We start from the raw sequence: 16,826 nt of genomic DNA, 5'->3' as shown, positions 1-16,826 counted from the left end.
AAAAAATCCGGTATGGCATAGTTTCTAACGGACAGTTTGTGTGCGGGACATCGTGAACGGTGACGATCGGGAGTGGAATGAAGATCGGCTACGCACGGGTCAGTACGGCGGCTCAAGATTCGTCGATTCAGGTCGAGCTTCTCGCCAAGGAGGGAGTCGACCGAGACCGGGTCTACGTCGATCACGGAATCAGTGGCCGGCAGACTCGACGGCCCGGGCTCGACAATGCGATCAACGCGGCCCGCGAAGGCGACGTCTTTTGCGTGACCAAACTCGACCGGCTCTCCCGGTCCGCGAAGGATCTCCACGAAACGGTGGGGCGACTGGCGGACAAGGGTGTTGCGTTGTCGATCGACGGGAAGATCTACGACCCGTCGGATCCGATGGGCAAAATGTTCATCGGAGTGCTCGGGCTGATGGCCGAATTCGAGTCAGACCTGATCCGAAGTCGGACCAGGGACGCAGTGGCAGCGGCTGCCGCGGCCGGCAAGATGAAAGGCCGTCAACATAAGCTCACGCCGGAAGAGCGTGCGTACCTGTTGCAGGTGCACGAAACCGGACAGTTCAAAATCGAAACTCTTTGCAAGAACACGGGTTTGAAGCGTTCGGCACTGTATTCGAATATTCAGCTTGCCCGAATTGAGCGCAATGACCACGATCGTAGGGCTTCGGAAACTGCTTGACATCGGCCTTGTCCGCACTCCACCCAAATACGTTCACAATTAGGTAGATTGGGTGACGGTTCTATTTTTCCGCAAGGTGGGGGTTCAGCTATGTCATTCGGAGATAAGGGTTTACCGCGTTTTATTGATCCGGACTACCGGGAGGCCTCGGTCACCGACGGACAGTCCTTGGTACTCAACCCGTTGCAAATTCACGCCAATGTTGACGAGATACTTGAGCGGCATTTGCTCGATCCGACAGTCGTTTTCGGTTTGCAGGACTTCTTTGGTGACGCCGAAACTGCTTTTGTGTTCGCACAACTCGGCCTCGCCGAGGATCTGTCGCAGCACATCGCCAAGACGGCTTCCAAGTTGATACGTCAGTCTTTTCCCAATCTGTATGGGCAGGTGGACTGGGCGTTTTTGACCAACCTGGATCCGGGGCTGCCAGACGGCCAGATCGCGGAGGCAGAGTTGCTACTCGCTCGTCAGATCATGCGAGATGCCTTCGACCCCAATCGATCTGTTGCCGAGAGTTATGGGGTAGCAGATCTGCCCTATCAGGGGCAGACGGGGCTTTGGTTGGTTGAGTGCGCCTTCTTCGCCCTCATTGGCCAGGGGCTCAGGGAAGGGCCGGGAAAGTAGCCCGGTTCGGTAGCGAAGATGCCCCGGCCTCCACTGGCCGGGGCATCTCGCTTCAGTCCCATAGCTCCGGACGGATGAAGGGTTGATCCGATCGTTGCCTGAGTTGCTCTCGATTGGCCCGCATCGGATTCTGTCGAACGAGATTTTGTCATGCAGGCATGAGTGCGTTGCGCAGCTGCGCTGTTACCGCGTCTGCGATGCGGGTTGCGAGGTCGATGTCCTCTCGCAAGGTTGCGGATGCGTGGGCGGCTCCGAGGGTGCCGGCGCAGAGGTTCCATGCGAGTCGGGGTGTGGTGGGGGTGTCGGTGAGTTCGCCTGCGGTGATGGCGGGTTCGATGATGTCGCTGATGGCGTCGACCCAGTGTGCGAATGCTGCGCCGTTGTTGATGGTGGGTTCGAGGGTGAGTTTCATGCCGGCGCGGAGGTTGGTGTCTTCGCCGATGTGCTGTGCGAGCGAGATAAAGATCGCTGCCAGCTTCTCCCCTGCTGTGCTGCTCGAACCGGCCGCCAGTGCTTCGCTGATGGTTTCGTCGAGGGTGTGGTTCCAGTCCGAGATGAGGTGTTCGGCCATCGCTTCTTTGGATGGGAAGTGGTAGTACATAGCGCCTTTGGCGAATTTTCCGGTACCGCTGATGGTGTTGATGCTGGTGTGGCCGTATCCGTCGGTGTCGAAATGCCGTGCCGCGACGGCGATGATCGCTTCTCGTGTCCGCACTGCACGGTCCTGCATTGCCGAGTTCTTGCTGCCGGGGATGCGCCCGATCCGGGGGCGGGTTGGCGTGGCGGAAGTGCTTTCCGTGGTGTGTGCCGGTTCGTTGGGGCTGTTCACAGGGATGCTCCTTCGACCATACGGACGGCGGCCGGGTCGGTTCCGCGCCACATCAGCAGCAGATCGTCGACTCGTTTGGTGATGGTGTGGTTCTCGTCGAGGCTAGCTGCAACCTGCACTGCGCCGACGAATCCGGCGCAGAGAGTGTCTGCGAGCCTGGACATGCTTTCCGCGCAGTCGAGGGCGCCGGAACGGATCGCGTCTATGACGATCGGTGTGATCGCGTCGGTCCACGATTCGTAGGTGGCACACGCATCACTGAGCGACTTGTCGACGGACAGGGTGAGTCCAGCTCGGGTGATCGCTTCTGTTTGGGTGCGGCGGGCGAGGTCCCGGTAGATCATGATCACTTGCCGATCGGCGGGTTGACCTGTCGCTGCGGCCTTCCCCACTGTCTCGGAGACTGCGGCGGACCAGCGGCAGAGCATCTCGCTCGCGATGGATTCCTTCTTCGAGAAGTGGAAGTACATCGCACCTTTGGTGGTCTCAGAGATCGCCAAGATGTCATTGATGCTGGTGCCCGCATACCCGGTTCGACTGAAGAGGGTGGCGGACACCTCGAGGATCGCTTCTCGGGTGATTTTCGCTCGTGGCTGCATAGGTGGTCGGCCGGTTTTGCCGTGGTCGATGCCTTCGGAGCGGTCGGTATGATTGTTCATGGTCACAGGTGCTTTCTGTGGTCATCGGCCCTGACGGTGTTACAGCACCGCCAGGGCCACCCCTTTATTGGTGGGTGTGGGTCAAACGGTGGCGAGTTCGCTGCGCATCGGGTTCTCGGCGGCTCGCAGGTCGGGCAATGGTGGACTGTCGAAGCCTGCTTCTCGAGCTGCGGCATCGAACTTCTCGTACCGGCGCCATGCGGTCGATGTCGCGACAGGCGGCTTCGATTCCAGAGCGATGGTTTCCCACGTGAGGTTCGGGTTTGTCAGCTTGCGGACCGCTGTGTCTTTGACGTTCTTCGCGAGATTCGACCGGGCGATGAAAGACATGAGGTCGTCTATGTCGGCATCCGTGTCGGCCTGTGCTTCTTCGACGGCGCGGCGGTCTGGGAACTCCGTAGCGGCGTCTTGGGGATCGAGGATGTCGTCGAGGCCTTCATTCGTCATTTCGTCCACGAAAAACGGCTCCGCAAAGTCCGCAAAAGCGTCCTCGTTGCCGGCCTTCGCATCCACCGCTTTGGCGTCTACGTCTAGATCGTCGTCCTCCTGCTCCGCAATATTGTGGGCGATCTTCTCGCGGGGCTGAGGGACGCGGATCGGTCCCCGGCCTACGGTGAGGTCAGATGCAATACTCGTTGCATCCTCACTGTCGGTGGCACTTTCGACGATCGCACGGTAAGCGGCGTACGCCATTCCGACTGCCTTCACCAGAATTGTGATTCCGTGCGTGAAAGCCAAGACCAGGGCCGGCGGAATGATCGCTATGGCCGCTGCAATAGCGGGCGCGAGTGGAATGAACCCAAGGTCTCCCCCACCATCGATCGACTCCTGCGCGGCGATTGCTGCGTGATAGGCGTGGTAGGCGTTTCCGAGAATGCTGATCACGACGACGCTGACGTCGAGTGCGATGTAGAAGCCCCTGTCGCGCTTGTTCATGTTGAGCTTGCTGATGATGACGATGGCGATGGTGGCGCCGAGGATGGCGCTGTCGACGATCGCTGGGAAGATCCAGGTCAGGTGTTCGGGGATCAGTGCTTGCCGCGCGAGGTCGCGTTGCACGGCGAAGGAAAGTACGAATGCGCCGGTGGTGATACCGAGCGCAATGACGATCGCGAGTGCGAGTGCAGCAAGCAATGCGCCTAGCTGAATACGAGCTGCCCGAAGGCTAAAGTCGGTCATGACTGGGTTCTTTCCTTCCAGGGGTTTCCCGGTCTGGAGCCTCGTCGGGTGCAACCGGCGAGGCTCCTTCGATGTGTGGGTCAGTCGTCTGAGATGGGGCGCCCGCTGGGAAGTGCGCCAGTCTCTGCTTCGTACTGGTTTCCGCTGTTGTGCGCGGTTTCCCGGCGTTCTGCCTCTGCCGCTAGTGCTTTCTCTACGAATTGCGACCAGGATTTGTCGTCCTCAAGGTGGCTGGTGTTTCGGTAAGCACCTCGGGCGCGACTGAATACGGCTTGATCGACGTAGACCGTAATACGTTTGGGCTTGGGCTTTTCCACAGCTGTCGGCGTGGGCTGTGGAGGCGGCGGGACCTGTGCGGCCGTGCGGTTGGACCTCTGCATTCGAGACAGGTCACCAGTCACGTTCCGCGGAGGTAGCGCCGTGAGCTTTCGTTCGGGCCGGTCATTCATACCCGTGCTTCCTCTCTTTCCGCTGTTGCAACGCGGGTGACAACTTCTTGCGCAACTGCAAAGAGGTCGTCTGCAACGGATTTGGACGATTTCGGTGCGAGAGTCTGAGGCTCGGCGTTGCCTTTGATGACGTCGTACCATTTCGGGCCGCTTCGGACGACTGCGTCGAGTTCGGCTGCGAGCATGCCTCGCTCGCGTGTTGCTTGGGCTGTCGCTTCTGAGTGACGGACGGTGGCAGTGAAAACGACGTCGTCGTTGCCGAACGCCTCTGCAATTGCAGACCTGGCTTGCTTGAGCACGGTTTTCGCTGATGTACCGACGGCTACGAGAACGACGCCCAGTAGGTCGAGGTCGGGGTTGATTGCAGCGACAGCGTCGATGCGTAGTGCAACGGCTGCCATCCCTTTTCGGCTGGACGCATCGGATTTGACTGGCACGAATGCCCATTTTGCGGCGGCTAGCGCTGCTGTCTGCAAGGTTTCGTCGCCCGGGGGGCAGTCGATGAGGATCATGTCGTATGCGGGCGCCATTGGAGCAAGGACCCTCGCGAGGGCAAGTTTTGCGCCATCGGGATCTTTGGATGCCATAGCGGCAAGCGCTGCTGTTGCTTGTTCGAGGTGAACTCCCCCAGGGAGAACATCGAGATTAGCGCGAACATTTTCGATGGGTTTTGCGTCACCGCCGAAAGCGATTGCGCTAGCAAGCGACCTTCCCTGGTCATCGCCGGTTTCACTGGTGTACCCGAGGTCTTCGGCGAGGTTCCCCTGAGGATCGAGGTCGACGAGCAGAATTTTCTGCCCCGACGCTGCCAGTTCTCCACCGACGTTAGCTGTCAGGGTCGTCTTTAGGACACCACCCTTGCCGTTGATTACGGCGATCACCCTTTTGCGTGTTTCGTGAAAGTCGGTCTGCATTGCTCTCCCTCGACAGCGCTGGCACATATGACGGCATTACCAGCATTCCACGCCATCGCCAGCAATGCAATCAATAGCAGTAATGCCAGTATTGCTGCTATCGGCCATCGGTCAGGTCGTAGCAACACATCTGGCCTCAAAACCAGTAATGGCAGCAATGCTGGCATTACGCACAGTTCGCCGTGGCAGCACCGTGAACTGCATGTTTCCAATAGCAGTATTACTGTCATTACGGCAGGCGGGGTTCGCGGAGAATCGAAACAAGCCGAGACTGCCACACCAACATTGACGGCATTACTGGTATTGCTGGTGTTACTGGGATTACAGGTTCCCGGATCTCGCCCTCAACTCTCTACTGCTATTGACAGTAATGCTGGCATTTCTTCAGTTCGACGCAATGGCGCAAAATGCCTGGACGTGAGGCGGAGAACGCCACGGCTCGACGACTACGTCACCCGTTCGACCGCACCTGGCGGCCCGCACGTAGGTCGCACGTAGGTCGCACCTCTCACTCGACATTTCAATCGAGCAACGTCAGCATGAGTCAATTTTGCGCACCCACCCAACTAAGCCCGTTCCGCGAAACCGCCGTTCTCGCATAATGCCAGTATTGCTGCTATCGGCCATCGGTCAGGTCGTAGCAACACATCTGGCCTCAAAACCAGTAATGGCAGCAATGCTGGCATTACGCACAGTTCGCCGTGGCAGCACCGTGACCTGCATGTTTCCAATAGCAGTATTACTGTCATTACGGCAGGCGGGGTTCGCGGAGAATCGAAACAAGCCGAGACTGCCACACCAACATTGACGGCATTACTGGTATTGCTGGTGTTACTGGGATTACAGGTTCCCGGATCTCGCCCTCAACTCTCTACTGCTATTGACAGTAATGCTGGCATTTCTTCAGTTCGACGCAATGGCGCAAAATGCCTGGACGTGAGGCGGAGAACGCCACGGCTCGACGACTACGTCACCCGTTCGACCGCACCTGGCGGCCCGCACGTAGGTCGCACGTAGGTCGCACCTCTCACTCGACATTTCAATCGAGCAACGTCAGCATGAGTCAATTTTGCGCACCCACCCAACTAAGCCCGTTCCGCGAAACCGCCGTTCTCACGAGGAATACTTACGGCATGGGGTATTTCATAGGACGCGTTGTAGTCGTTACCGGCGCCGGAGCGGGAATCGGGCGGCAACTAAGCATCCAACTGGCCGCCCAAGGCGCAAAGCTCGCACTAATCGACGTCGACCAAGGTGGCCTAGAGGAAACGGTCGAGCTGACTGGAATCAGCGCCGACTCGGTGATGATCTCGGCGACGGATGTCACGGACCGAGAAGCGATGGGGGAGTGTGCCGCGGCAACGCTCGCCCAGTTCGGGCATGTTGATGCGATCTTCAATAACGCTGGCGTTCTGTATTCCGGAACCGTGGAGGATTCCGACTACGCAGACATCGAGCACGTGATGAATGTCGACTTCTGGGGCGTAGTTAATGGGTCGAAAGCCTTCTTGCCGTACATTATTGCGTCGGATCGTGGGTCCATCGTCAACATCTCATCGGCCTTCGGTCTCATGGCCGCGCCTGGTTACTCGGCCTACAACTCCGCGAAGTTCGCGGTCCGCGGCTTCACCGAGTCGCTCCGCCAGGAGATGCTTCTTCATCACCGGCAAATAGCTGTGATTTGTGTGTTTCCCGGAGGAATCAAGACTTCAATTGCACGTACAGCGCGTGTGGCGACAACTCTCGACCATTCGGAAGTCGTCGAATCCTTCGAGGGTTCCATCGCGAGAACGGATCCAGCGGCCGCTGCCAAAACGATTTTGCGCGGTGTGGAACGGCGCCGACCTCGAGTGCTGATCGGTAAAGATGCCCGCATCGTCGACCTACTAACTAGGACTGCCAGTTCGGGCTACCAACGGATCATTCCAGCACTGAAGTCCGGCTAGTACTTTTGGCGGATGCCCAGGTCAGCGCCGTCCACTGAAGGACTAAATACCTGTAACGGACAGTAACATTAAGTCTGTTTTGTCGGGTAGTGTTCCTCTGTTCGCATCCGCGGGGAGAGGAACTACGCAGTGGCAACAAAGTGGTTGTTGATTGAGTCGATCGGTGGCGCTACACCGTCGATCATCGGTCTGGGGAGCACTCCTCGAAAGTTCACACCGTTGGACAAATTCTTCAAAAGCAAAGATTCCCTCGACGAGGTTTACAGCGTGATTGCCGAGGTCATGGCGTCGCCTGACCGCGTAGACAGGGTAACTGCTGATGGCCGCCGGCGTGTCGTTGTGGAGCCTTTGGTGACGTTCTCAGGACGTCTGCATGGCATGTACCTATGGACTGGCGGACCAGACGAAGTCGTTCCCGACAGGGACCCGGCCGGAGCTTGGTTGTTCAACCTGACGGCGAGCAAAGCCAGCGGAAGCAACGATCTGCTCGACTTGTACGGCGTTCCGGAGGATGAGCGACATACCGAGAAAGCAATGGCCGGCGCCTTCACCCGTCTCGTGACCAATCGCGATGAGGGCGAGGCTTTGTCGAAGATCATCCACTCGGCTCCCGGAACCATTCACCAAGCGGTGTGGACAGTGAGGCGAGATGACGACGAGCTGCGTGCCGCCCACTTTTCGTGCCGAATGCTTGAAGAAATCGATCCTGCGACCAGCAGGTCAGAGGTCATTTTGCGAGGAATAACGCAAGACATCGGCCCCGCGATCGACGTTGCGGCGGCTCCGCCCCCTGTGGTTCTTGAATACCGGGTCCTCGAGGCTGCGACGGAGGAGGGGGAGTACCGAGCGATCGTCAATCTCAAGACGCTGCAACTCATTCGATGGGTAGGCGATCCGATGCCAGACTTGGCGTGGGAATCAGTGGATGACCAGGTTAAACCTGGTATGCATCCCGAGGACTTGCCTGTGGCGCTAGAGATGTCTGCGGGTTTGGCGCGGGGCAAAACGCAAGGCACCGTCCGGTTCAGACAGCTCGACGGGAAGTGGAAAGCCTGTGATGTGCGAGCGACATTGATGATGCTCGACCAGCACACCACCGCCGGCCTGGTCATGGTCCGCGCTGCTGCGGATTCGTAGCTTTTCACCAGTTGTCGATGCCGCGCTGACGCGCGCACAGTTCTGCGCGCGCGTCAGCGGCAGTCCTCCGCTCAGCAATCTGTCTGCGGCGGCGGACTGCCGCAGCATCCGGAACAGCTGCCATCGCTGCCCGGCGGCCGGGGGAGTCCTCAGTCGCGGCCAATGCGTAACGCGCACGTTCGGCCTCGAACTGCGAGGACTGTCGTTCACGTCCAGCTTTTGCCTGCTCAGCGGCAATTTGAGCGAGAACATGCGGTGAGAAGGCCAGATCCTGCTCCTTCATGAGCCACCGGATAAACGCAATCGGATGCTTTGGGTCCGGTGTCATCTTCCGTGCCTCGGCCCACGCGTCGATGGTGGAGTTGAGATCGTCAGCGGTCCAGCCGTGCGCCGCTGATTCGGCCAGTGCAGGCGCCCAACCTCGGGGGGTATGTTGACGTGCCCACGTAGGCGTTCTCGGATTACCGAGCCACTTGGATGCGAGCAACAGGCCTTTCCGGATGCCGTCAGCCTTCTCGACCTCGGACCTGGATTCCTTGCGCCGCGAAGCGGCTCGTTTATCCACAGATCGTTTTGTATTAAGTACCTCTCTACGAGAGGTAGGGATAGAAAACTGACCCCTACGGGGGTGGGGTGCCATCTGTATAGATCCTGCGACTGACATGCGGGTTTTATCCACAGGCTTACGCGGGTGCAACGCCCACACCGATGCCCAGCCACGCGACTTGTCATCAAATCTCCACGACGCCATACGTTCGCCTTTGCGGCGTAGTCGGCCACGCAATACCTCCGTGGCTACCCGAAGTAGTTTGAGCGCTTGACGGGCTCGCTGAACGGTCCGCTCTCCGAGCCCTGTTCGCTCGACGAGTGTGGCAATGGATAGACGCGAGCTGCGGCCGGAATCGAAATCAGCAGCACCGGCCATGACTTTCGCGACCGCCAACAACGATTTAAGACTGATCCCTCCGCCGGCGACACTGCCTGTCTTCGACGTCTTGACGAGCTCGGGGCGGATGCGGTTGTACTCCGCGGTATAGGCGCAGCGGACGACGATCTCGACCCAGTGCTGGGCTCCACGCCATGACGCGATACCGCTGTATGCGCCGGGCTCCAATTCGAGCGTGACCTGGCAGTACCTTCGGCAAGCTGCCTCTGGGCCACCGAGCGCGTTGACGAACATCGGGGTCAGGGAATGGCATTGGTGCCCGTGCACATGGCCAGATACAGCGCGAGGCGTACGAGCTGTGCCGTACCGACGCCGCATGGGGCTGCTACCGCAGTACGGGCGCAGTACGGATGTAGGTGCGTGTTCGTGAACAGCGACACGCGCAGGAATCATTGAAACTTCATCAGGCCACGATGTAGCCTGAGACCTGTCCGCCAAGACAGTCCCTTCGGGGATATAGCAGTACCGCTGAGAAACGAGCGTCTAACTCGAATCTCACCAACTTCGAAAAACCCTCGACCCCGCCCGGTTCGGGGGTTTTTTGTTGCAGTCGGTGCGCTACAGCTAACGATGTGTGGTTGTCACGGCATCCCCCGCCCGGGTTTGCCGTCTACGCGACGTTCGTTACGCGGTGAGCTGCAAAACCTCCTGGTCGAGTTCGACGACAAGATTCTTATGGCCAGTGGTGGCCGCCAGCAGATCTGCGACGTACTGGCTGACGGAGCTGACTCCGGCCGCCTTCCGCCGCTTTTCCAGCTCTGCGTACACCGGATCTGGAACGCGACTCACAACCCGGGTTCGATCACCCTTGCTTGGTGTGGGCATGCTCTTCTCCCTTCGGCCCGACCTTGCTCCTAGCGATGCAGTGCCAGGTTCCCGTTCATCCTGTGCCAAGATCACACAATCGTCACGGTGACACGCCGAAGAAGAACCGAACTTCGATGTTTGGGTGGAATTATGGGGAGATTTTTTAAGAATCGCGGAAGCGTGTCGCACGCGCTTGACGGCTGTCACGATCGCGCTGCCAGACCTCAGCGACCAGCTCGGGCGTGACCTTATACAGCTCCGCAAGCTGCGCAGCCCTAGCCTCGTCGTACTCTTTGCGCCCTTTTTCGATTCGTCCGAGAAGCGTCGCCGAAATTCCGAGAGCTTCGGCAGCTCGCCCTTGAGTCATGCCAGCTTGGGCGCGCAGATCACTGAGGCCAAGCTGGTCATTCGGAATCGGCACAAGGTCTGCAACGGTAAGCCGCAATTCGGCCGCAACCTTGGCTAGCAGCTCGGGTGTTGGTGCCGCACGACCCGTTTCCCATGCAGAGACGGTCTGCTCGGAGACACCAGCGGCGTCAGCCAGGTCTGCAATATTCGCCTTGCGCGCCAGTCGATAGCGCCGCAACCTGGCAGCACTAAAGCCTCGAACAGCACTCCGCGACACGCCTACTCCAAGCTCTCGAGAACCATCCCCGTGAGTCATTGTGTCGCTCCTTTACCCCGCCAACTCGCACTAGTGTTTAGAATAATAGGGTGTTATATTGGTTTGGCATAAAAGGTTGCCAAGAAAGAGTCGAGGTCAAGGGACCTATAGGCGGAAAAGGGGGGCCGTGAGGCGATTGAATGAGTTGCCGAACACAAACCACGCGGTCTACCCTGCAACGGCGTGCCCAGCCTGGGATTCCTCGGTACTTGTCGACGTCGGTATCGCTTGTAGCGCAGAAGAATTTGCACACGTCTATCTGCGTGTGCCTTCTGAGTACGGGCAGGCGATTTGGATGAACTGGTTTCTCGCAGTGCGCGATGCAACATCCCAGGTCACTCTCAGTGACCGTTCTACTTCAAGCACGAACACAAGGACTTCGGCTTCTGCCGAGCGTCGTGCTGTCTCGAAAGCCCCAGGTGCGTTGGTGATTGGCGTCCCCTCACGCACCTGGGGTTTTTTCATGTCTGCGGTGCTGCACGCACCAAGGCGACCAGACCGCAGGCCTTCGAGCCTATGCGGTGAAGTTGAAAACGCAACTAGCCGGAGGCAGTCGTGGGGAACAACTCTGCGCAAAATACCTATTCCAGCTGGGTAGAACAGGACACTCTCAAACTCGGATTCGCTGACCACGAACTCGGGCGCACTGTGAACCCTGCATGCGGCCATGCCACCCGGATCCCGGTCCGTCGTGTCTCGCCCTTCGTGGTGCTCGGCAACACGGTCCGTGAAGCACCCACCCCGCTCCTCCCGCCCGAGGACCGGGTGGGTGCGCCTTTTCGTGCACGCTGCGTTCCTCTATTCGCCAACGTCGTCCACTGCATGGGGCGCAGTCCGGGCAGCGTTTGTGTGAGCGTTCCGATTCCCGGCTTCTTCCACCGGTGCCCACTCGGACACACCCAACTCCCGACCACAACCAGATTCTTCACACGCTTCGCGGCCGACGGCGTGATCTCTGCCGCGCATCAGCTTCCCGGTACGTCCTACCGGGATTAATGGCCCCGAGATCACAACTCTCGCGGCCGGCTCATCCACGAATCCACCTAAGTGTTTGCAAAACAACACGATTGAAGGGATGTCATGAAGCAGTTCAAGAAACCACGGTCCGGTGGGCGCCATCGGTCACCGTCGACGGGTGCGGTCGCAGCCGTGACGTTGGCGGCGATGGTCGGAGCCGCCTTCGTCAATGCCGGAGTTGCGATCGCAGCGCCGACCCAGCCGGGCATCACCGCTCCGTCGCAGCCGGGCATTACGACGCCTCCGCCTGCGTCGGAGCAGCCGGGCATTACTACTGCCCCTGAGGTTCCTGCGCCGACGTCCGATCGTTCGTACTGGACTCCGCCTCCGGCTGAGTACGACAACATTCAGTGGAAGCCTTCGCCGTCGACACAGCAGTCGTCCCCGAACAATGCAGGCGATAGCAGCGGGAACTATGTAGCGCCGACGTATTACGGCGACCCGATCGACGTGGGGACACTCCATCTCCCGACCGAAGTCGAGATCATCGCTCCGATCGAAGCACCGCCCCAGATGTTGCAGCTGGGTGATTACGTCGGGCCGAAGCCCAATTGGATGTCCGACGAGTATCTCGAACGCACCAATAACACTGCATCTGTCGGTGTTTCACAGTTCGCGACATTCTGGTCCAGCGTCGGCGTCGACGTGGATCGTTCGCAACGTGTCTCGGCTGCAACCTTCGGCGGAGCCGCAGCAGGTGCCTTGGCTGCCGGAACCGCAGGGTTCACAGTGGGCGCATTGGGCGGCGGCACAGTGGGCGGTTTGATCGGGGCCGGTATGGGCGGCCTGGTTCCGCTCCCGCCGCCACTGCCGGAAGCGACGACAGGCGTCGTCGGCACGGCTATCGGTGCCGGTGCAGGTGGCTTGATTCTCGGGATTCCCAGTGCCGTGGGCGGCGCTGTGGTGGGCGGATTGACGGCGGGAGCAATCGGGGCCGGTGACACCGATGCCGAGCCTCGCCACATCGACGTGCCGAACCTTCCTGAGCCGGACGCACCTGCGATCACCTCGCAGACCAGTGACGCGCTGGCGGCGCAGGCCCCGCCGGTCGCGCAGGTCGTCACCGACGCTGTGGCGTCCGTTCCGCAGATCACCGAGAACGTCAACGCGCAGCTCACTACTGCACGTGAAACCGTCCTCGCTCAGCCCGGTGGCGATCAGGTCATCGCCGCACTCGACAACGCGGCCGTCGAAGCGAATTACGCCTTCGGACCTACCGCCGATCTGATCGGCCAAGCCCTCGGCGCTGCTGCCGCTGGAGCGACCCCCGCGTAATCACTACCGCCGCCGGGGTCGGGGCTTCGGCCCCGGCGGTGTTAGTCGAAGTTCTTTTTCTTTGCACGAGAGGAAATATCGACATGTCAGGTCAGAACTGGTTTCCACCGTTGGACCCGACCGAGTTCGCCGACGAAGTGGACACGGGAGAGCAAACCCCAGACACCGACGTACATTCCGAGCCCGAGTCCGAAAACCCCGATGAGGAATCAGAACCCGACTCCCTACTCGACCATGCCGAAACTGTTGAGAGCGAACCGGTTTCCACCGGCAACGCTCCCTCGGCAGACGAGACCGTTGTCGCTGCGGTGAGCCGACCCGCCCAACACCTCACTCCCACATTCGAACTCGCAGATGAGGACGAGACCGGACCGGCGACCGATCCGGTCGTCTCTGAGTCCGTGGGTGTTGTCCGCACGCTCCCGGTCGTCACCCTCGCTGTCAGTGATCTGAATACACAACCGGATTGGGCATCGGAATGGGAGCTGCCGGCCACCGATCCGGAACCGACACCGCCCACCCCGGATGAGGGGGAGCGGATCGGTATCCCCGAACCTCTCCCTGGATCCGACCGGGCGCGTGGCCGGAGCCGCCGCACGAAAGCCGCTGTCGGGGGAGCCGCTGCGGCCGTGCTGGCTGTCCTCGTCGGCGGTACCGCAATCGCGCTGGCCTCCGGTTCCGACGAACCGGACGCTCCAGCCTCCCTCGAAGTACCTGGAACCACTACGGCCCCGCCAGCGGCGGGGACGTCTGTCGCCGGGGCGCAGGCCGCCTCGTCCTGGTGCCCGAGCAGCGTCAAGGGTGACGTCATCAGCGGGAATGGCCCTGGCGGTACCGGATCTGGCCCTGATGCGATCCTCGGATTTCAGTACGCCTTCTACGTCGATCGCAATGCGGACAAAGCGCGAGGCTTCGCCACTCCGGAAGCTGCGGCCACCCAACTGTCGACCTTGCAAGCCGGCATCGATGACGGCGTCCCGGTCGGCACCGAGCATTGCGTTCTGATCCGCCCGTCCGGTCAGCCGGGTGTCTTCGCCGTAGAGATGGTCCAAAAAGCCGCGGACGGTGCGATCGTGCGATACGCGCAAACCATCAGCACGACCGTGCGTGACGGAAAGACGCTGATCGCGGCCATCAACGAGAGCGTAGGCACGCCGTGACGTGGGCGGGGGACTGGCTCGAGGGCGAGCCGACAGAAGACAACGAATCCGACGAGAAGCCGTCGGCAACGGTGGACGACACCGCACCGCCGCTTGTGCCCGGGTCCGAGGCAGAAGGCCCGGTCGATGAGGTACCCGAGCCAGAAGATGCACTGATTCCGCTGGCACCGCCTTCTGCTGTGCTGATCGCCGGGGTTGCCGGTGGAGTCGGAGCCACCACGACAGCGGTCGGCCTGGCGAGTGCATTGCACACCGAACTCGTCACTGCTGCCGCCGTGGATACGACCCCCGCCGGTGGTGACCTGTCCGAGCGTGGCTGCGGGCGCGAGCTGAACCCCGGCCAATGGGTCTCCGAGCACGGGGTGCTGTGGGGTCGCCGCACGCTTGGGGAGCTGAGCGGCGACGCTGCGGCGCTCGCGTCCGTTCACTCACTCCTGACCGCGTCCGGTCATTTTCCGATCTACGACGCCGGAAACCCTTTGCGTGCACAGCATCTCGCTCCGCTGCTGGCCGATGCGTCGGTCGTGATCGTCCTGGTGGTGTCCAGCCGCGGCGACTCCGTGAACCGTCTTCCCTCCGTCCTGGAATGGATCGAGAGCACCCTCGGCGCACACACGTTGGCATCGGTCGTCGTGGCCGTCGTCGAGGTCCGTCCCGGTTCGACGCCGGTGGCCGATCACCTCAGTGCCCATATGGCGGGCCGGATCGGAGCGGTGCGCCTGATCGGTCACGACCGGTCGTTGGCCGCAGGAGGACCGATCGTGACCTCGGCGATGGGCAGCGGTGTCGAGCAGGACTTCACCGCTCTCGCCGCCGACGTACGAAACCTCGGTGCAGCCGCGCCGACGCAGTGAACAAACACATCCGAAGGGAAATCCGCATGAGATATGCGAGAGGGATCACCACAGCGGTGACGGCCACGGTCGTCCTCGCACTGGCAGGAACCAGTCTGGCGAACGCCGCACCCACCTCAGGCGACTCCGCACCGATGCCCTGCACCGCTTTGGGAGTCTTCGGTGTTCAGGGGACCAACCAGTCCGCTCCGGATGCCGACCCCACCATCGACAGCGGCTTCCTCGGCATGTCGGTGATGGTGCCCTTGCTCCAGTCCGCTGCCGGTGAGGTCTCACGGATGCTCGTCCCGTACGCCGCCGACTTCGGTTGGCGGGGAGCGACGTACGAGCAGTCGATGACCGAGGGGGTCGACAAGACCAGCCAAGCGATCTCCGATTACGCCGATAGGTGCCCCTCGTCGATGATCGCGGTGACCGGATATTCGCAAGGCGCGCAGATAGCGGACACCGTCATCCGCAATATCGGCAGCGGCAAAGGCCCGATCACAGCGGACAAGCTCGCCGCCGGTGCATTGTTCTCGTCCCCGAATCGCCCGCAAGGTGCCAGCACCTTCCCCGGCGGCTCGTCCGGGCAGAGTTCACCGACACCGCCCAAGGGCGTTGCCACCTCTGCCTTGTCGGATCTGACGGTGACCACCCCGACCCCTGCTGACGGCGGCGGCATAGCCCCGAACTACGCCGCCTCGTCCGGGTACGGCTCTGTTGCCGGCCGTGTCGCTTCGTTCTGCACCGACGGCGACCTCGCATGCGCGACACCACAAGATGCGACGCTGGCCCGCACGGTCACCAATATCGCTGGGCAGCTGCACCTCGAGCAGCAGGATCCGCAGAAAACTCTGGTCGACCTCGCGGGCGCATTGGGTGGGGCGACAATTCGTACCGCCGCCGACGTCGTCAACGACGACATCAACTTCTCCAACGGCCGGTTCACCGTGCAGTCGTCCGGAAAGACCATCCTCGGGCGCCTGTCCACGAATTCCGATCCGCGCTCCGCCACTCCGGACGCGGACGCCGATGTCATCCGGGCAGTCATCAAAACCGGTGTCATGGGATTGCAAGCGGGCATCGCGGTCGCGAAGAAAGTCCTCACACTGGACACGATCGGCACCCTCGCCACCGTCGGCATGGCCAATCCCCCTGCTGCACTGGGCATCTTGGCAGCGAAAGTCGGGGACGCGGCAATGAGTTTGTTCCCGCCGTCCACCGGCACCCAGATCCAGAAGTACATCTACAACGAAGTCCAGCGCGGCATTTCCGACAACAAGGACCTGCTGAAGATGGCAACGCAGGTCAAGTACTGGGACACGGCCCGCAACCACGGCACCTACGACTCGATTCCCGTGGGAGGACAGGGGCAGACCCCGGCGAAGTTCACCGTCGAGTGGTTCTCCACCCTCGCGAAAGAACTCTCGTCCGGATCCACGTCGGCCGGGGCGAGCACCACGAAAACAGCCTCGCCGACGACTCGTCCGAGCGGGACGCCCTCTGCGGCCCCCTCGTCGTCGACGCCGCTGACCAGCTCGGTGTTCGCCACGACCTCGGCGGTTTCTCCTGAAATCGTCGGGCCGGGCGGCGCGTTCGCGCCTGCCCAGATCCCGACTCCCACTCAGGCGCCTGCCGCCGCACCGCCCGCGCAGTGATCGGTCGGCGGCGCACGGAACTCCTCTGCTGCGCCGCCGCCCA

17 protein-coding genes are annotated in these 16,826 nt (G+C 61.0%); 9 read left to right on the top strand and 8 right to left on the bottom strand.

Features of this window, described 5'->3' with window-relative positions:
• Window positions 1-59: 59 nt before the first annotated feature.
• Together ACBG85_RS30880 and ACBG85_RS30875 are read left to right on the top strand one after the other, a co-directional pair.
• The gene (locus ACBG85_RS30880) at window positions 60-683 is read left to right on the top strand and encodes a recombinase family protein (protein WP_223304651.1); all 624 of its coding nucleotides are present in this window, start codon (window positions 60-62) and stop codon (window positions 681-683) included.
• 90 nt (window positions 684-773) lie between these two features.
• Window positions 774-1,307: a hypothetical protein gene (locus tag ACBG85_RS30875; RefSeq protein WP_019749802.1), complete on the top strand. Its 534-nt coding sequence runs from the start codon at window positions 774-776 to the stop codon at window positions 1,305-1,307.
• A gap of 148 nt (window positions 1,308-1,455) precedes the next feature.
• Here ACBG85_RS30875 and ACBG85_RS30870 read toward each other — a convergent pair whose 3' ends face one another.
• The 5 genes from ACBG85_RS30870 to ACBG85_RS30850 form a co-directional block, all read right to left on the bottom strand.
• Entirely contained in the window at window positions 1,456-2,136 is a 681-nt protein-coding gene (locus tag ACBG85_RS30870) for a TetR/AcrR family transcriptional regulator (protein ID WP_019749801.1), read from the bottom strand.
• Window positions 2,133-2,795, bottom strand: a complete 663-nt coding sequence (locus ACBG85_RS30865) for a TetR/AcrR family transcriptional regulator (protein WP_064074910.1) — start codon at window positions 2,793-2,795, stop codon at window positions 2,133-2,135. Before ACBG85_RS30865 ends, ACBG85_RS30870 begins: the two co-directional genes overlap by 4 nt.
• A gap of 81 nt (window positions 2,796-2,876) precedes the next feature.
• The gene (locus ACBG85_RS30860; RefSeq protein WP_075835579.1) at window positions 2,877-3,974 is read right to left on the bottom strand and encodes a DUF2637 domain-containing protein; all 1,098 of its coding nucleotides are present in this window, start codon (window positions 3,972-3,974) and stop codon (window positions 2,877-2,879) included.
• A gap of 80 nt (window positions 3,975-4,054) precedes the next feature.
• Window positions 4,055-4,354 (bottom strand): hypothetical protein, encoded by a 300-nt coding sequence (locus ACBG85_RS30855; RefSeq protein ID WP_223304652.1) that lies wholly within the window; start codon window positions 4,352-4,354, stop codon window positions 4,055-4,057.
• Window positions 4,355-4,419: 65 nt separating this feature from the next.
• Entirely contained in the window at window positions 4,420-5,337 is a 918-nt protein-coding gene (locus tag ACBG85_RS30850; RefSeq protein ID WP_019750059.1) for a ParA family protein, read from the bottom strand.
• Between the two features lie 1,133 nt (window positions 5,338-6,470).
• Here ACBG85_RS30850 and ACBG85_RS30845 point away from each other — a divergent pair.
• The gene (locus ACBG85_RS30845) at window positions 6,471-7,283 is read left to right on the top strand and encodes an SDR family oxidoreductase (protein ID WP_029538907.1); all 813 of its coding nucleotides are present in this window, start codon (window positions 6,471-6,473) and stop codon (window positions 7,281-7,283) included.
• A gap of 129 nt (window positions 7,284-7,412) precedes the next feature.
• Window positions 7,413-8,420, top strand: coding sequence for a GAF domain-containing protein (locus ACBG85_RS30840; RefSeq protein WP_019750057.1), 1,008 nt, complete (start codon window positions 7,413-7,415; stop codon window positions 8,418-8,420).
• Between the two features lie 4 nt (window positions 8,421-8,424).
• Here the strand turns inward: ACBG85_RS30840 and ACBG85_RS30835 are convergent, their stop codons facing one another.
• From ACBG85_RS30835 to ACBG85_RS30825, 3 genes are all read right to left on the bottom strand, one after another.
• Entirely contained in the window at window positions 8,425-9,600 is a 1,176-nt protein-coding gene (locus ACBG85_RS30835) for a hypothetical protein (RefSeq protein ID WP_064075280.1), read from the bottom strand.
• A gap of 390 nt (window positions 9,601-9,990) precedes the next feature.
• Entirely contained in the window at window positions 9,991-10,191 is a 201-nt protein-coding gene (locus tag ACBG85_RS30830; protein ID WP_020971495.1) for a hypothetical protein, read from the bottom strand.
• A gap of 145 nt (window positions 10,192-10,336) precedes the next feature.
• Window positions 10,337-10,798 (bottom strand): helix-turn-helix transcriptional regulator, encoded by a 462-nt coding sequence (locus ACBG85_RS30825; RefSeq protein ID WP_019750054.1) that lies wholly within the window; start codon window positions 10,796-10,798, stop codon window positions 10,337-10,339.
• A gap of 594 nt (window positions 10,799-11,392) precedes the next feature.
• On the opposite strand from ACBG85_RS30825, the gene ACBG85_RS30820 reads away from it, so the two are divergent.
• The 5 genes from ACBG85_RS30820 to ACBG85_RS30800 all read left to right on the top strand — a co-directional run bounded on the left by ACBG85_RS30820 (window position 11,393) and on the right by ACBG85_RS30800 (window position 16,783).
• Entirely contained in the window at window positions 11,393-11,833 is a 441-nt protein-coding gene (locus ACBG85_RS30820; protein ID WP_064075281.1) for a hypothetical protein, read from the top strand.
• An 84-nt stretch (window positions 11,834-11,917) separates the two neighbouring features.
• Complete coding sequence (locus ACBG85_RS30815; RefSeq protein ID WP_064075282.1) at window positions 11,918-13,129, top strand: hypothetical protein; 1,212 nt, start codon at window positions 11,918-11,920, stop codon at window positions 13,127-13,129.
• 83 nt (window positions 13,130-13,212) lie between these two features.
• Entirely contained in the window at window positions 13,213-14,289 is a 1,077-nt protein-coding gene (locus ACBG85_RS30810) for a hypothetical protein (RefSeq protein WP_064075283.1), read from the top strand.
• A complete protein-coding gene (locus ACBG85_RS30805; protein ID WP_064075284.1) occupies window positions 14,286-15,143 on the top strand; it encodes a hypothetical protein in 858 nt (285 codons plus the stop codon). Before ACBG85_RS30810 ends, ACBG85_RS30805 begins: the two co-directional genes overlap by 4 nt.
• Before the next feature lie 26 nt (window positions 15,144-15,169).
• The gene (locus tag ACBG85_RS30800) at window positions 15,170-16,783 is read left to right on the top strand and encodes a cutinase family protein (protein ID WP_064075285.1); all 1,614 of its coding nucleotides are present in this window, start codon (window positions 15,170-15,172) and stop codon (window positions 16,781-16,783) included.
• Window positions 16,784-16,826 lie beyond the last annotated feature (43 nt).

The organism is Rhodococcus sp. NyZ502 (assembly GCF_041464245.1).
In the GTDB taxonomy this organism is placed as follows: Bacteria; Actinomycetota; Actinomycetes; order Mycobacteriales; family Mycobacteriaceae; genus Rhodococcus_F; species Rhodococcus_F qingshengii.
Note: the sequence above shows the minus strand (reverse complement) of the source record. Positions and strands in the feature narration are given on the sequence as shown.

What these genes read in the sequence shown, in the direction of transcription:
- ACBG85_RS30875 (WP_019749802.1), top strand. Translation starts at nt 774, where the DNA reads ATGTCATTCGGAGATAAGGGTTTACCGCGTTTTATTGATCCGGACTAC.
- ACBG85_RS30865 (WP_064074910.1), bottom strand. Translation starts at nt 2,795, where the DNA reads ATGAACAATCATACCGACCGCTCCGAAGGCATCGACCACGGCAAAACC.
- ACBG85_RS30860 (WP_075835579.1), bottom strand. Translation starts at nt 3,974, where the DNA reads ATGACCGACTTTAGCCTTCGGGCAGCTCGTATTCAGCTAGGCGCATTG.
- ACBG85_RS30855 (WP_223304652.1), bottom strand. Translation starts at nt 4,354, where the DNA reads ATGCAGAGGTCCAACCGCACGGCCGCACAGGTCCCGCCGCCTCCACAG.
- ACBG85_RS30850 (WP_019750059.1), bottom strand. Translation starts at nt 5,337, where the DNA reads ATGCAGACCGACTTTCACGAAACACGCAAAAGGGTGATCGCCGTAATC.
- ACBG85_RS30845 (WP_029538907.1), top strand. Translation starts at nt 6,471, where the DNA reads ATGGGGTATTTCATAGGACGCGTTGTAGTCGTTACCGGCGCCGGAGCG.
- ACBG85_RS30835 (WP_064075280.1), bottom strand. Translation starts at nt 9,600, where the DNA reads ATGTTCGTCAACGCGCTCGGTGGCCCAGAGGCAGCTTGCCGAAGGTAC.
- ACBG85_RS30830 (WP_020971495.1), bottom strand. Translation starts at nt 10,191, where the DNA reads ATGCCCACACCAAGCAAGGGTGATCGAACCCGGGTTGTGAGTCGCGTT.
- ACBG85_RS30815 (WP_064075282.1), top strand. Translation starts at nt 11,918, where the DNA reads ATGAAGCAGTTCAAGAAACCACGGTCCGGTGGGCGCCATCGGTCACCG.
- ACBG85_RS30810 (WP_064075283.1), top strand. Translation starts at nt 13,213, where the DNA reads ATGTCAGGTCAGAACTGGTTTCCACCGTTGGACCCGACCGAGTTCGCC.
- ACBG85_RS30800 (WP_064075285.1), top strand. Translation starts at nt 15,170, where the DNA reads ATGAGATATGCGAGAGGGATCACCACAGCGGTGACGGCCACGGTCGTC.